Annotated in this window: 13 protein-coding genes; 5 read left to right on the top strand and 8 right to left on the bottom strand. The window is 41.9% G+C overall.

The window, feature by feature from the left end:
• Positions 1-218 precede the first annotated feature (218 nt).
• Complete coding sequence (locus AVL57_RS05680; RefSeq protein WP_057791997.1) at positions 219-431, bottom strand: hypothetical protein; 213 nt, start codon at positions 429-431, stop codon at positions 219-221.
• 88 nt (positions 432-519) lie between these two features.
• Positions 520-1179 carry a hypothetical protein gene (locus AVL57_RS05685; protein WP_138118023.1) on the bottom strand — a complete coding sequence of 220 codons (660 nt, stop codon included), beginning with the start codon at positions 1177-1179 and terminating at the stop codon, positions 520-522.
• Positions 1180-1305: 126 nt separating this feature from the next.
• On the opposite strand from AVL57_RS05685, the gene AVL57_RS05690 reads away from it, so the two are divergent.
• The gene (locus tag AVL57_RS05690; protein ID WP_057792000.1) at positions 1306-2460 is read left to right on the top strand and encodes an IS110 family RNA-guided transposase; all 1155 of its coding nucleotides are present in this window, start codon (positions 1306-1308) and stop codon (positions 2458-2460) included.
• 407 nt (positions 2461-2867) lie between these two features.
• On the opposite strand, the gene AVL57_RS05695 is transcribed toward AVL57_RS05690, so the two are convergent.
• The 5 genes from AVL57_RS05695 to AVL57_RS05715 all read right to left on the bottom strand — a co-directional run bounded on the left by AVL57_RS05695 (position 2868) and on the right by AVL57_RS05715 (position 7571).
• Positions 2868-3767: a hypothetical protein gene (locus tag AVL57_RS05695; protein ID WP_138118025.1), complete on the bottom strand. Its 900-nt coding sequence runs from the start codon at positions 3765-3767 to the stop codon at positions 2868-2870.
• A gap of 101 nt (positions 3768-3868) precedes the next feature.
• Entirely contained in the window at positions 3869-4990 is a 1122-nt protein-coding gene (locus tag AVL57_RS05700; RefSeq protein ID WP_057792005.1) for a PIN domain-containing protein, read from the bottom strand.
• 91 nt (positions 4991-5081) lie between these two features.
• Entirely contained in the window at positions 5082-5570 is a 489-nt protein-coding gene (locus AVL57_RS05705) for a hypothetical protein (RefSeq protein WP_057792007.1), read from the bottom strand.
• A 124-nt stretch (positions 5571-5694) separates the two neighbouring features.
• Positions 5695-6153 (bottom strand): hypothetical protein, encoded by a 459-nt coding sequence (locus AVL57_RS05710; protein WP_057792009.1) that lies wholly within the window; start codon positions 6151-6153, stop codon positions 5695-5697.
• A 245-nt stretch (positions 6154-6398) separates the two neighbouring features.
• A complete protein-coding gene (locus AVL57_RS05715) occupies positions 6399-7571 on the bottom strand; it encodes a glutathione S-transferase (protein WP_057792011.1) in 1173 nt (390 codons plus the stop codon).
• 218 nt (positions 7572-7789) lie between these two features.
• Here AVL57_RS05715 and AVL57_RS05720 point away from each other — a divergent pair, with 218 nt between their 5' ends.
• The 4 genes from AVL57_RS05720 to AVL57_RS05735 are packed head-to-tail and all read left to right on the top strand — an operon-like array spanning position 7790 to position 13470.
• Positions 7790-8509: an ABC transporter ATP-binding protein gene (locus tag AVL57_RS05720; RefSeq protein ID WP_057792013.1), complete on the top strand. Its 720-nt coding sequence runs from the start codon at positions 7790-7792 to the stop codon at positions 8507-8509.
• The gene (locus AVL57_RS05725; RefSeq protein ID WP_057792016.1) at positions 8509-9951 is read left to right on the top strand and encodes an ABC transporter permease; all 1443 of its coding nucleotides are present in this window, start codon (positions 8509-8511) and stop codon (positions 9949-9951) included. The genes AVL57_RS05720 and AVL57_RS05725 overlap by 1 nt, the downstream gene beginning before the upstream one ends.
• On the top strand, positions 9948-11273 hold the full coding sequence (locus AVL57_RS05730; RefSeq protein ID WP_057792018.1) for a DUF3526 domain-containing protein: 1326 nt from the start codon (positions 9948-9950) through the stop codon (positions 11271-11273). Before AVL57_RS05725 ends, AVL57_RS05730 begins: the two co-directional genes overlap by 4 nt.
• On the top strand, positions 11263-13470 hold the full coding sequence (locus AVL57_RS05735) for a TonB-dependent siderophore receptor (protein WP_057792020.1): 2208 nt from the start codon (positions 11263-11265) through the stop codon (positions 13468-13470). The genes AVL57_RS05730 and AVL57_RS05735 overlap by 11 nt, the downstream gene beginning before the upstream one ends.
• A 243-nt stretch (positions 13471-13713) precedes the next feature.
• Here the strand turns inward: AVL57_RS05735 and AVL57_RS05740 are convergent, their stop codons facing one another.
• Positions 13714-14037, bottom strand: a complete 324-nt coding sequence (locus AVL57_RS05740; protein ID WP_057792022.1) for a hypothetical protein — start codon at positions 14035-14037, stop codon at positions 13714-13716.
• Positions 14038-14048: the final 11 nt, after the last annotated feature.

Genomic DNA, 14048 nt, shown 5'->3' on the forward strand with positions numbered 1-14048 from the left:
TAATATTCCCTGTAAGTAGCTAACTTTTAAATAAGGGGCGCAGGCATGTGGGTCATAATGGCGAAGCCGCCCCGCATGTATGCGTCCCAGCCCGCGCAGCGGGTGAACTTAATTTTTAACTCAACAAGACAGGCATAATACAAAAACACAAAACTGTCCCTTATTACACTTTCTTTAATCTGTATGGCTATTCAAACTGGTAAACGAGTCAATCAGAGTCAGACTAAAAAGAAGCGTTTACCTAGACAATTTGCGACGAATATAGCCTTCGTAAAGTCAGCTTTAACTTCCCAAAGATACCTGTCTTGTTTAGGATTCAGTTCATCAATTTTTGCGCCTATGTAGGTTCCACCGTCTGCCCCTTTTGAATAGGCAGATTGAAGATCATCAATCTCATTCTTTAATAATCTGATGAAGCTCTCAGAGTTCATTGGTTTCCCTATACACATAACACCTTACATAAGCGGTTTGGTGGCGCTCTTCCACCAAATCCGTCTTATGTATTTGTTAGGCGAATAATTACTCATTTACTTCTTCTTTGCTCTTTGATTTTTTGAATTCCCGATACTGTGGTAAGAGCAATTTGAAGTATGCGTCCATAATCAAGTTTCTGCTAATTGCCTCATAGAATGACCTGAGAATCACATCAGGTACAGTTCCTTCAAAATCATCTCTTTTGACCACTTCTGTTCCAATTTTTCGATATTCGGAAGACCAGCCTTCAGGCTTATGTGAAAACAAGGCTCTCGCTGATAATTGCTCGTTTGGATTGAGAAAAGCAGATTTCACCACAACTCTATTGTCCCCAACTAATTCGACAATGCTATTAGGGTCATCTAAGTGGTGATTAGCATCGAAGAAATTTGCGCTGATTGTTTTTCCATTTGTCTCAACAATGAAAGGCACTTCTATATCTTCTAATGGAACATTTCCAGAATTAAGCAATTTAAAGTCCATCATATATAAGCTCGTTACTTCTGCACCAGACACAGTTATTTTCACTTCATCGTTAATTTCATCACCTATTGCTATTAATTGTGTTGGCTTCGTGCCTAGCAGAGTCAACTGATTTTTTTCACGATTTTTTCTAGCTACATAAATTGCAAATATGCCTGAGACAATTGCGCCTACTAGCGCTCCACCTAGGGCAAATAAGCCATTCATTATTTCATTACTCAATGCTGTCTCCTTATTCGCCTAGACACAATGACTCCCTGTGAAATGCTAGCCTCCGCATTTTCGTGGGTTAACTGAAAGCCAGTGCCATAATTAGTTTGCTTAAGACTAGATCATTTGGAGGCTAGCATGAACAAACATAGCATGATTTTTATCGGGCTGGATACGCATAAAGAGTTTCATGAGGTTGCTTATTGTGAAGAGCAGCGTGGAGCGACGCCCGTTCATTATGGTCGTATTCCCTCGTCTAAGGTCAGTGTCAAAAAGCTGCTCCGTCAGTTTGAATCTAAATTTCCTGGCGCAACACTGCACGTGGTTTATGTAGCTGGACCGTGTGGTTATTGGATTTATCGGCTGATTACGAGCTTGGGACATTGTTGCTATGTCGTGGCTCCATCTCTTATCCCCAAAAAGCCAGGAGTGCGAATTAAAACCGACCGACGGGATGCGCTTAAACTCGTTAGGGCACTAAAGTCTGAAGACCTTACACCCATCTATGTGCCCGAGCCGGAAGATGAAGCTGTGCGGGATTTATCCCGAGCTCGAGAAGCTGCAATGAAGGATTTAAAAGAAGCGAAGTACCAGCTTAAAGCCTTACTTTTGCGCAACAACATACGCTATGAAGGCACTGCCAACTGGTCGAAGAAACACCTTCGCTGGCTCACAGAATTGATATTGCCTCATCCAGCTCAGCAAATTGTTTTACAGGAACAGCTACAAACCATTGAAGAACGTATTAGGCGATTAGAACGTTTGGAAAATGAATTAACTCACCACGTTCACCAGTGGCGTTATTATCCGGTAGTGAAAGCCATTCAGGCGATGCGTGGCGTTCGATTGTTAGTAGCTGTTGGTGTAGTGGCGGAACTTGGTGATTTACATCGCTTCGATCATCCAAGAAAACTCATGGCATATTTAGGTTTAGTCCCCAGTGAACAATCATCAGGTGGAAAGCGACACTTAGGTGCTATTACTAAAGCGGGAAATGGCCGAGCACGGCGTTTGCTGATTGAAGGTGCGCACAGCTATCGGTATCCAGCGAATGTCTCTACCGAATTACAGTTAAGGCAAGAAGGCTTACCCAAAGACATCGTCGATATTGCTTGGAAAGCGCAATTGCGTCTGTGCAAACGCAATCAGCGTATGAGTAAAAAAGGTAAACACTACAATTTAATCATTACGGCGATTGCCAGGGAAATGGCGGCTTACATCTGGGCCATTGCGAAGGAAGTGGTACTTACACCGGTTAATCCAAAATTACGGTTAAGTAGAGTACCTGCATGATAAACGAGTTTGAGCTAATGCATTCGGATCGGGCCGCGGGATGTGGCACAACCTACGAGGGCGTTATGATGGCAATCACTTAACGGTGATTGATCTACGAGCATAGACTGATGAGAAGGTGACCACGGCGAAGTGAGTAAGGTAGGCGCTGTTCACTGAAAGGTGAATAATCCACGAATACCAGCATGAAAACCGACGACATTACTGCCTCATCCGGTGCGTTAGCTCATTTATTTTGAATAAAAAAAGAATACTAATTATGGGCTGAAAGAGTGTCAGGGAAGCACTAGTTCAGGGTTGACAAAGGGAGTCATACCAACGCCTCGTTAAGAGGCAATAAAACAGTTGGCTAAAATTAGCGACAAAGGAGCAAAAACCAACTGTTTTTTGTCCTTTTAAGCGACTTTTTATAAGCAATCTCCACTAATGTAGCGTTTACTATTGTTAGTTATTCCCTTGTTTTTGTTGATTAAGTTTAATCTGACATTATCCCAATCAAGCAGAAGGGGAACTTTGGTTTCAACGTCACCTAATGGGTCGTCTGAATCAACGCTATAAGCATAAATCCCTAATGCATTGTTGTCATTAACAGCCTTATACTCTGAAATTACATTCTCAATACAATTACGTGACTCTTTTAAATTCTCTTCTATTAGGGCTCTAATTTCACTATGAATTAAGCTTAACTTCTCAATATATTTACGAATAGATTTAGTCAGGTTTATTTTATCGGTACACTCAGAAAAAACAGGTCTTTTAGAAAACTTAGGGTCTTGTCCTAGCTCTTCACGAGTTGAATAAATTTTTATACCATTTTTCATTAATCGTGAATCACCTTCTCCTTCCCAATTGCTGGGTAGTGAGAATGAATGTATAGCTAAACCACAATGTTGAACGTAATTTCTTAAGTTCTCCATAAATCTATATTCAAAGTGATTGTCATACTCACGGCTGAAGTAATTCAAAGCGGTATTTGAAAAATTATCATTATTAAAATCACATAAGCGTACTTGTCTTTGCATTTGATCATAATAAAGCTTCGTGGAAGTTAATAGGTTAACTATTCTACGATTTAAAATGGTGCTTATTTGATAAAAGTCATCATATGACTCTTTATTAAGTACGACCTGCTCAGTAATTTGAAGCAAAAGTTCTTTTTCAAATTCCAAATAATTTGAAATCATTAGATCATACTTTTCTTCGATTGCTTTTGCCGCAACCATTGAACGCTGTGATTTCTGCAATAGCGCAAAGTGTGAGGCTTCAATAGGTAATATTGCTGTTTTACCTAGAATAAATTGTTTCACGAAATATTTCATTTAGCGCCAAACTTCCTTATTGCTTATAACGCCGCGCTCTGCGGCAAATTTGGAGCGCAGAGGAAAATTTGTCCGAAAGCAGCGCCTTGTTAGCACAGCTCAATATCAGTTACCTCATCAATTTTGAAGCCATCATCTACCATGCTCTCAAATAGCTCATCCATATTGATATTGTCTCTATCAATTGTTATTGAGACCAAACCTGAAACACACAACTCAAACTCTTCTTCGGCCTCGAAATAGTGATCATTATGGTCTGATACGGAAGCTACATGTTCTCTCTCTGGATCCATACAGTAATAGTCTGGCTTGAATATATAGTAATCCGCTAGAACAGTAATTCTCAATTTGAACGGAATTCCAAACTGACCGTTTCCGTAATATCCTATCTCAGAAAAGTCCAATTCAATATCTTCCGCTTCACCATAGCTATTTATAGTCGCTTCATGATTATCATCTGGTATTGATGGATCGGAGAATGTTTCCCAAACTATGGACTCGCCAATATTGCTTGAAAGAAAATATTGTATCTCAGAGCTTTCGCTCTCAAACTTTTGAATTGCGGCAATTAATGGGCCGATGCTATCTATTAAATCAACCTCTTTTAATTCATTTTGAATTAAATCGCTTTCTATGAAATCAGAAAGGCTTTCATAAGTATTAATATTCTCTTCATTGGTAAAAGCTTCGTTAACTTTTTTATCTCCTGCCACCACATGAATTGGATTATGATCTTCACGCAATTTAAGAATCGATTGAACTATAAAACTATCGGGGATATCCTCACGGTTCTTTACTGATTTTAGTGGTGGCTTTCCTTGAAAGTACGCCTCCAAGGCCTGATTTGCCTGATCTAAGCATAATGGATGTACTTTTGCCCCAATGCTGTCAGCCCATTTGGTTATTTGGCTCTCTGCACTAGATAGAATTTTCTCTGACTCACCTTCAAGCTCGGCTTTAGCTGAAGCTAACCTTTCTAGAATATCTTCGTCTAGAAGTTTTCTAGACAAACCTGCCAATCCAGAGACGGCTTTCACCAAGTCTTTAGAGTAGATATCTCTTTGCTGAGTCTGAAATTCACGCAAAACAACATAAGGGACATGAAGGCAAAGCAAGCCAGCTTTTGAAAGTTTTTCAAGTGCTCTGAAATGTAAATTATCTCTTGCTGGGTTGTTTCGATAAATGTTTGTATCCAAAACTATATGAATCAAATTCTACTCTCCATAGTAGTGCTAACGCTTTACATATGGGGATTTTAGGAGCGCTTTTTCAGCGAGTAAAATTCCCACCATAATGCACTTGTTATAACCCGAATGCCCTATACCAAATATAGAGGATAACAAGAACAATAATTGCAGCTGAAACTATCTTATATGCTGCCTTTTTGGCGTTTGTATTGGTTATTTCTTCAAACTTTTTATCTATCCACTCAAACTTATTTTCAATTGATGACGCCACCAGCATTATTAGCGCGATAGACAACACTATAATTAATGTGCCTTCTACGTTGAATTCGCGTTTTTGCACCATTAAGGCAATTATTATTGTTATAAAAACACCATGTGCATAAGACAATATTTCACCTAACCATTTGTACCCTTTTTTAACATCTTTAGCCTGCATGCCAAGTAAGACTAGTGACAATAGTAAAGTCACAAAGCCACTTGATATGTATAGTGGTTTAGATATAAAGCCTTCTAGAGCCTTTTCATATTCTGGTAAAGCACAAATTGATATTACTAAAATACTGAGTAAGAATATTATTGGTGTTTTGAAGTTAATTCCTGACACAACATCTCCATAGGGTTATAACGCTAAGCTTTGGGGCGCTAGCACGTGGGCTAAAATCCGAACGAAGTGAGTCAGCCCACGTGTTAGCGTCCCAGCGACCGAAGGGAGTGCCAACAGCGTTTTGTTATAGCTCAGGTTTAGGAGCACTCAGATTTGCTTTACACGATGGGCACTCCCATTTATAACTAGCAGCAGATGAATGGCTAGTTGCAATAACAAATCCCGTCTTGTGATGAAGGCTCACTAGTATATTGTCAACCTCAAAGCATCTTGTACACCACGGGCCATCCCCAATAAATTCGCTTTCATTTTCTTTAGGGTATAAAACATTACCTTTTTTGACGATCTTATTTTTTAAGTCAGTCAATTGATGTAGAGCATTAATTTGTTGTCTTAAATCTACGATCTCTTCCTGAGCTTCAACAAATTGAAGTTTAGCAGTTGCTAAATTTTCCGTGATTTCGGCAAGCTTGAGCTTCATCTGAGCTTTTTCTAATGAAGAAGATGCATTTTGAATTTCTTTAGTGATATCTATTGCTGCTTTAAGAGCCCCAAGACCAGCACTTATTGAATTTATATCCATAGCATAAAAACTCCTTTTATGAGCTATAACAGCTTATTATATGGAAAAATTCCTTTATACAAGATAAAATCTTTCCGTACATAATTTCCCTAATAAACAAACTTTCGCACGAAAATAGCCTATTATCAATCTATTACACTCCAACCATCCAAAGGCACTCCCCACATTCCGGAATAATTCCTTTTTATTTCCAACAACGCCCAAAACACGGCCAACTGTATAAAAACACACCCCACCAACATCCCTCAACCCAACTCAAACACCAATCTATTCCCCTCAAAAGCAACCCGGTCTTTCACGTCAAGCTGCATATATTCCAATCCCCCAACTTCTTCTAACAAGCTCGTTAATTCCAGGCTTGGCTCTTCAATACTATTAAACACATCCAACACTCGTTGTAATTTGTATTGATGGAAGCTCGATATAAAACGTTGCTCTTCTACATTACCTGTTTCGCCCCGCCCTATTTTAAAACTGTGCTGCCCTATTGTTCTTGGGATAAAGTGCGATGTATTTTCATTACTCGCATTCTTTTCTCGCCAACCAGTTAACGCTTCTGAGGTGCTTTTCAACACCGGCCATTGCTGAGTGAACATGTCTTTTAATAACGGCAATAAGGTTGCGGGTATTTCGTCGTTATCTAAAAAATTAGGGTTGTTGATATCGTTACTAGCAGAGGTAGTTGCTTGCTGTGCAGTACCTGGGTTATTCATTCGTTTAACCCACGCGGCTACATTGGGTGCTAGCTTATCCATTAACTGCTTGGGTACAGGGTCACGGTACAAGTGGGCATATAATGGGCCTAGTAAACCAAAGTCGCCAGTGCAGGGTTTATCGCCCAACAAGTACTTATGGGTGGCGAAATGTTCGTTTAAATAGTGCAGAACGGTGTTTTCATACCAGTCTTCAATATAGGGAATGCTTTTTTCGGTAATACCTAACAAAGGCACAAACCCTTGGAACTTTTTGGCTAGCTTTTTCCCAAAATACGCTTTAATAATTTTTGGTGCTTTAGGGGTAACTACTTGCCCGAATTCTTCATATATAAAAGGAAAGTTATCTTTATTCCAGCGGTAGTGCATGGCGGGAATAACCAGCCATTCATCGCCCCATAAAGCGAACAGTTCGCTTACAAGTTGCTGCGCGGGTGTGGTAGGTACAATCGATAACTTAGATCCGCTTGAAGGAGGCGATGTCTGCGCTTCAAAGTAATCAATAATGCGGGCGGTATCTTGTAGGTATTCACCTGACAGGGTTTTAACCACCGGAATAAAGGTAACACCGGTTTTCGGGCGAATAATTTTTTTGTATACCGATAAGGTAGATAATACCTCGGTAAAAGGCAGTTGCTTATACTTAAGGTAAGCGCGAATTTTACCTGTATACAAAGACACTTCAGAACCATACAAAATATACACTGCAACACACTCTTAAACGCTGAATACAAACCAGATTAATACGCAAGTAATGTTCACGTCTATTGAATGCCTATTTTGTTAAATGATATAGCACCATAACAACTGCTATTTGATTGCCTACCTGTTAGCCAACTACACCGAAAAAAGCAAAAAATATTTCACATCGCAATTGTTACAATATAACATATCACCAAATTTAGACTTTATTCCGCAAATCAATGACATCAAAATCTGTAATCAGCGCTAGTGAATTATCGGTACGTATAAATCAACGTACTATTCTTGATAACCTTAATTTTGAAGTAGGCAAAGGTGAAGTGTTTGCCCTTCTTGGTGGAAACGGTGCGGGTAAATCCACAACCCTTAAAACCTTTTTAGGGTTAATGAAACCTAGTATTGGCACAGCTTCTGTTATGGGCATGTCGGTAGCAGAAAACACCAACGAAGTGCAAAAGTCGGTGGCTTATTTGCCTGAATCGGTAACACTTTATGGTCATCTTTCTGGATATGAAAATATTCGCTACTTTTTGTCGGTAGCCGGTGTCGAAAAAACTGACGATGCTATTCATGAAGCGCTTAAGAAAGTGGCATTGCAAGAGAATGCGTGGCACAACACTTTGTCGAACTACTCAAAAGGAATGAGGCAAAAAACAGCTATTGCATTAGCCATTCTACGTAATGCCCCAGTGCTGTTTTTAGATGAACCAACTTCTGGTCTCGATCCTGCCGCTATTGATGAATTTAATACGTTAGTGTCTGAGTTAGCAAACAACGGTGCCACCATATTTATGGTAACCCACGATGTGTATGGCGCTTGTCAGGTTGCCCACCGCATTGTGCTATTAAGCAACGGCAAGCTTACGGGTTCGTTCGAACGCGCGGGCGATACACCTATCGATACAGAAGCCGTTCACGCTGCCTTTGCAGGGCGCAAGTAATGATTGATCAAACCATAAAAACAATTTGTGCTGAGCAGTGGCGTTATTGGCTGCGAACTAAGGTTGCCACTACGGTGTTAATTTTGGGCAGTGTACTTACGTTAACTGCGCTTGTTATTAATACCTTTCATATTGAAGAAGCAGCGCACGCCAGAGAACACCTTCAAGGTGAAGCTGAGCAACGCTTCTTATCGCAACCTGATAAACACCCGCACCGCATGGTGCATTACGGGCATTATGTATTTCGTACACCTACGCCGCTTAGCGTAATAGAACCTGGCGTAGATACCTACACAGGTAACGCTATTTTCTTAGAAGGCCACAGGCAAAACAGTGCCATGTTTGCCCAGCAGCGCGAGTCTGCAGGACTTACTCGCTTTAGTAGCTTAACGCCAAGCTTTTTAGCATTAGTGTTGGCACCACTATTTATTATTCTGATTGGCTACGGCAGCGTGTCACGAGAACGTGAAGCAGGCACGCTAACCTTATTACTTACCCAAGGCGCTAGCCGCTGGCAATTGGTGTTAGGAAAGCTAGTGGCATTAATGCTAGCTAGCAGTATTTTCTTACTGCCATTGCTATTGGCCTGCTTGTATGTCGCTTTTTCTAATGAAAGCGCGTTAGTGGTAACGCTTTTCTGCTTAGGTTACGCACTTTATTTCTTGTTATGGGCCGTGGTGGTTACCGCCTGCTCAACGTTGTTTGAAAAAAGCAGCGCTAGCTTTACCGTGCTTATTGTTATTTGGATGAGCGCTTGCATATTGCTACCTAGAATGGGCAGCAGTGTCGCTACCAGTGTCGAGCCTTCTATCGGTAAGTTAGAAGCCGACTTTAAAGTAGAAGAAAAGCTTCGAAGCTTAGGCGATGGTCACGATGTTAACGATCCTGCTTTCGTTACGCTTAAACAAGACCTACTAGATAAATACAACGTCGATTCTGTAGACGACTTACCCGTGAACTTCAGAGGCATAGTGGCGCAATATTCTGAACAGCGCCAGGCCGTTGTGATTAACGAATTTGCTGAAAGCCGCATGCAAGAAGAGCTAGCGCAAGCGCGCATTGCTAGGCAGTTTGGTTGGCTTTCGCCTACCGTTGCACTGCGATCATTTTCAACTTTGCTTGCAGGCACAAGTATTGAAACCCATCACCGCTTTTTACGTGAAGCCGAAATTCTACGTATGCAGTTTGTACAAGGCTTGAATAAAGTGCATGTAGAAAAGCTTGATTACAAACTGGATATGAACCGCAATTCAAGCGAAGAAGCCGCAGACAAAGCGGTAGTTGAAGCCAGCAACTGGGCAGTATTATCGGAATTTAGTTTTGAACCCGAAGCACCCATGGCCCGCTTAAGCAGTGCCGCCATGTATTGTTTACAACTTCTTCTTTGGGTGGGTGTTGCTGTACTACTTCTTAAGCTTGCAGTAAGGAGGCTAAACCCATGATGCGGTTTAACGATATTAAACGCGAAGCAGGGTTTGTGTTTGCCCATCGCCAATTCAAACTGACTTTGTTAGTAGTGTTTCTATTAAGTACAGCGGCCTTGTGGTCGGGTCATGCGGAAATGCAGGCACAACAAGCCACCATTGAACGCCTATTGGAAAAAGACACTCAAGAGCGTGAAGCGGTACTTAACCATCAGTCTAGTTACGGCATGGTGGCCTATTACGCATTTCACCTAACCTATGCGCCGCCTTCTCCCCTAGCCTTTGCGGTAGTTGGCGAACGTGATGTGTTTCCGTGGAAGCATCGTGTACGCATGTTGGCCCTTGAAGGCCAAATATATGAAAGCGATACCGACAATCCTGAATTAGCGTTTTTAGGGCGTTTCGATTTTGCCTTTGTGGTAAGCGTACTGCTACCGCTATTTATTATTTTGTTGCTGTACGATTTAAAAGCTAAAGAACGTGAAGCAAGACGCTTCGACTTACTTAACGTTACAGCGCGTAATAGCCATGCGGTATGGACATCTCGTACCCTAGTTACGCTGGTTCCGTTAGCTTTAGTTACTCTGCTTCCTTTTGTGGCCTTTGCGATTGTGAATGGCGCATCGCTAAGTTCTATCTTGTTAGCCTGCGTTATTGTACTGGGTACTATAAGTGTGTGGTCTGCCATTGTATTAGCCATTGGCGCAGCACAACGTTTTGCGAAATACAGTGCCACTCATCTTGCGTCGTTAATGTTAGGCGTATGGCTTATTACTACCGTCATCGTGCCGGTTACCGGTCATACCGTTATTAATGCTGCGGTTGAAACCCCTGAAGGTGGCGACATTGTGCTTACACAGCGTGAAGCGGTAAATGGTGCATGGGATAAGCCCGTTGAGGAAACGTGGGAGAAGTTTATTGAAACTCACCCACAGTGGGCTGATTACACGGCTTACGATCCTAAGCGTGATGGCTCGTTTAACTGGAAATGGTACTTCGCGTTTCAACAAGTTGGCGATGAAAGTGCAAGCGAACTTTCTAACGCGTATCAGCAATCTACTATTCGAAAAAATCAGCTGGCGGGCTATGTGTCTTTGCTATCCCCTTCGTTGCTAACTCAGCGTTTGTTATCGAACACCGCAAGCACCAACGTGCAATCAATGATTGATTATGAAAATAAGGTGCGCGCTTTTCATGCTTCGTTGCGCGAATTTTACTACCAACAACTTTTTGCAGCGCCTGAGTTTTCAAAATCAAGCCTTAAGCGCTTACCGCAATTCACTACAACTTCACAATTTACTACACCAATGAACACACAGGAAAACACCAATGAAAAATAACTGGGTGAAATCTACACTCGCCATCAGTATTGCTGCATTTTTTAATGCGCCAGTGCTTGCTCAAAATGATGCTCAAGCAAAAGCACAGAGCGAAGAAGAGAAAGTAGAAAAAATTACGGTGCATGGCATGCATCGCGCTTATCAAGGGGCGTTTGAATACAAAGAAGTGCCAGCCGCTGCACAAGATATTGATCTTGGCTTAATTAGTGATACAGGTGCCATAAACTTAAATGACGCGCTAGATCTGTCTGCGTCAGTAGCAAGGCAGAATAACTTTGGTGGGCTGTGGAATAGTTTTGCCATTCGTGGTTTTTCTGGTGATGAAAACTTACCTAGTGGTTTCTTGGTAAATGGTTTTAATGCTGGCCGTGGCTTTGGTGGCCCTCGTGATTTAGCTGGTATCGACCATGTGGAAGTATTAAAAGGCCCTAAAGCGGCTTTGTTTGGCCGTGGCGAACCTGGCGGCGCAGTAAACTTAGTGACTAAGCGTCCACAGTTTTTTACTGGTGGCGAGGTAAAAGCCACTTATGGAAGTTGGGAACAAGTACGCGTGGAAGCTGACATACAAACCGTAACGGGCGCTAATGACAGCATTGGTGTACGCGTTGTGGGCTTTTACGAGGATGCTGAAAGCTTTAGAGATACCGTAGAAACTGAAAAGGTCGGCTTTTATCCTTCTGTTACGTGGGAATTTTCAGCAGATACCCGTATTACCTACGAACTTGAATATACCAAGCAAGAAATCCCCTTCGACCGTGGTGTAATTGCGGTAGACGGTAAGTTAGGCATTCAGCCTATTGAAACTTTTGTGGGCGACCCTAATGGCGATAGAATTACTACCGACGTGGTTGGGCACCAACTTGAGATTTCTCATGAGCTTAACGACGACTGGAACCTTTTGGTAGGTGCAGGCCTGCGAGACACTACCTTTGAAGGTAATGCGCTTGAAACTAACTTTGGCGGCCGCCAAACGTTGTTTATCGACCCAGATCAAACGTTACTGTCTCGCTTTAAGCGCTATCGCGATTTTGAAACCGATTATATGGTAGTGCGCGGCGAAATTGCTGGTGAGTTTGATACAGGCTCAGTTAGTCATCGCGTTATTATTGGTGGTGATTACGATAAGTTTGAAAACGATCAAGTTATCTTGCGCTACCGCCCACCCTTTTTCTCGGACGACACCGACATTAACGATTTGGATTTAAGCCAATATCTTGTTGTAGATATTCTTAACCCAGATTACTCGCCTTTGGCTGATGTTGAGTTGTCTGATAATCTTGATCGCCTAGAAACGCAAGAAGCTTGGGGTATGTACATTCAAGACCAAGTAAACATTACCGATAAATTTCAAGTGCGCTTTGGTGGCCGAATTGACAAATTCGAACAAGAAATCCAGAACCGCTTAAGCGATCCGGTTTCTGTAACATCGCAAGATGATACTCAATTTTCGCCTCAGTTAGGTGCAGTGTATTTGCTTGACGACAGCATCAGCTTTTACGCAACTTACGGTGAAGGCTTCCGTCAGCTAACGGGTTCTGATTATGCGGGTAACCCGTTTGAACCAAACCAATCTGAATCTACTGAAGTAGGTGTTAAAACCGATTTAACGTCATTCTTTGACGATGTACGCGGCGATATCACCTTATCTATCTTCAACATTGAGCAAACCAATATTTTAGTGTTCGATAGCAGTGATGAAGCATCTGACGGTTTCTTTTTAACCCCTGGCGGCGAAGCACGTAGTCGTGGTGTAGAACTTGATATTAACGCTGAGTTTGGCAATGGCATTGCCTTGTGGGTGTCTTACGCTTATATCGATGCAGAAAGTACTAACGATGCAGCAGATGCTAACTTTGTGGCCGCAATTGAAGCCGGCGATCCGCTTATTAACGTTCCTGAAAATCAGCTTAGCGTTCAAGTAGGCAAAAGCCTTACGGTTTCAGATATGCCGGTACGCCTAGGTACAGGCTTGTTGTACGTAGATGAGCGTTTAGGGCAAACCGCAACAGACTTCTATTTGCCTAGCTACACTACCGTACGTGCGTTCGCGCAAATTGAACCAGTTGAAAACTTAGTGGTACGTGCAGAAGTAGACAACCTTTTCGACAAAGAGCATTACACCAACTCTTTTGCTGACGTATGGGTTGAGCCTGGTGCACCACGCCGCTTTAGAGTTTCAGCGTCTTACCGTTTCTAGGCTTTGTAGTAGAAAACTAGAAAAGATGGCTGTAATGGAAAATAGTCATGGCGTGTTGTTAACTCAACCGCTATGACGTAGCGGCTCTTGTAATTGCCCTTGTAATAGCCCTTATAACAGCCCCGTCAGTTGATGAATGACGTAGATAAGCTTTGTTTCGCTCATGCTTTTCTACGTCATTTTTTTATGTGTTGAAAGCCTTGCTTATCGACTTAGGTTACCGAATTAAGTTATCGAGTTAAGTTATCGACTGGGCGTAGATTGCACTTTTAAGTTGAAGTCTTTACCAATGCCTTCGATAATTCGGGTTAAACCTACTATTTCGCCCTCGTCGTCGTTATTCCAATTGCAAGTAAGGGTACTGGTTCCTTTTCGAAGTTTACCCTGCCAACTGTCACGACTTACATCTAAGTCGCCAGGGGCGTCGGTTAACTCCCACCCTTCATCTTTAAACTGAAAAACAATGGTAGCAAATCTTTCTGTAGGGATAGCCTCAATAATCTTCAAGTCTTTACGCTGAAATTTAGAGGCAGTTAGTGCACGTCGGATGTTAGTAAATAAGCCCACGTTAGTCCTTT

It is taken from the genome of Alteromonas stellipolaris (assembly GCF_001562115.1).
GTDB classification, from domain to species: Bacteria; Pseudomonadota; Gammaproteobacteria; order Enterobacterales; family Alteromonadaceae; genus Alteromonas; species Alteromonas stellipolaris.

Excerpts from the sequence above, each read along its gene's own strand:
- AVL57_RS05735 (WP_057792020.1), top strand. The coding sequence starts at position 11,263 with ATGAAAAATAACTGGGTGAAATCTACACTCGCCATCAGTATTGCTGCA.
- AVL57_RS05680 (WP_057791997.1), bottom strand. The coding sequence starts at position 431 with ATGAACTCTGAGAGCTTCATCAGATTATTAAAGAATGAGATTGATGAT.
- AVL57_RS05710 (WP_057792009.1), bottom strand. The coding sequence starts at position 6,153 with ATGGATATAAATTCAATAAGTGCTGGTCTTGGGGCTCTTAAAGCAGCA.
- AVL57_RS05690 (WP_057792000.1), top strand. The coding sequence starts at position 1,306 with ATGAACAAACATAGCATGATTTTTATCGGGCTGGATACGCATAAAGAG.
- AVL57_RS05730 (WP_057792018.1), top strand. The coding sequence starts at position 9,948 with ATGATGCGGTTTAACGATATTAAACGCGAAGCAGGGTTTGTGTTTGCC.
- AVL57_RS05720 (WP_057792013.1), top strand. The coding sequence starts at position 7,790 with ATGACATCAAAATCTGTAATCAGCGCTAGTGAATTATCGGTACGTATA.
- AVL57_RS05725 (WP_057792016.1), top strand. The coding sequence starts at position 8,509 with ATGATTGATCAAACCATAAAAACAATTTGTGCTGAGCAGTGGCGTTAT.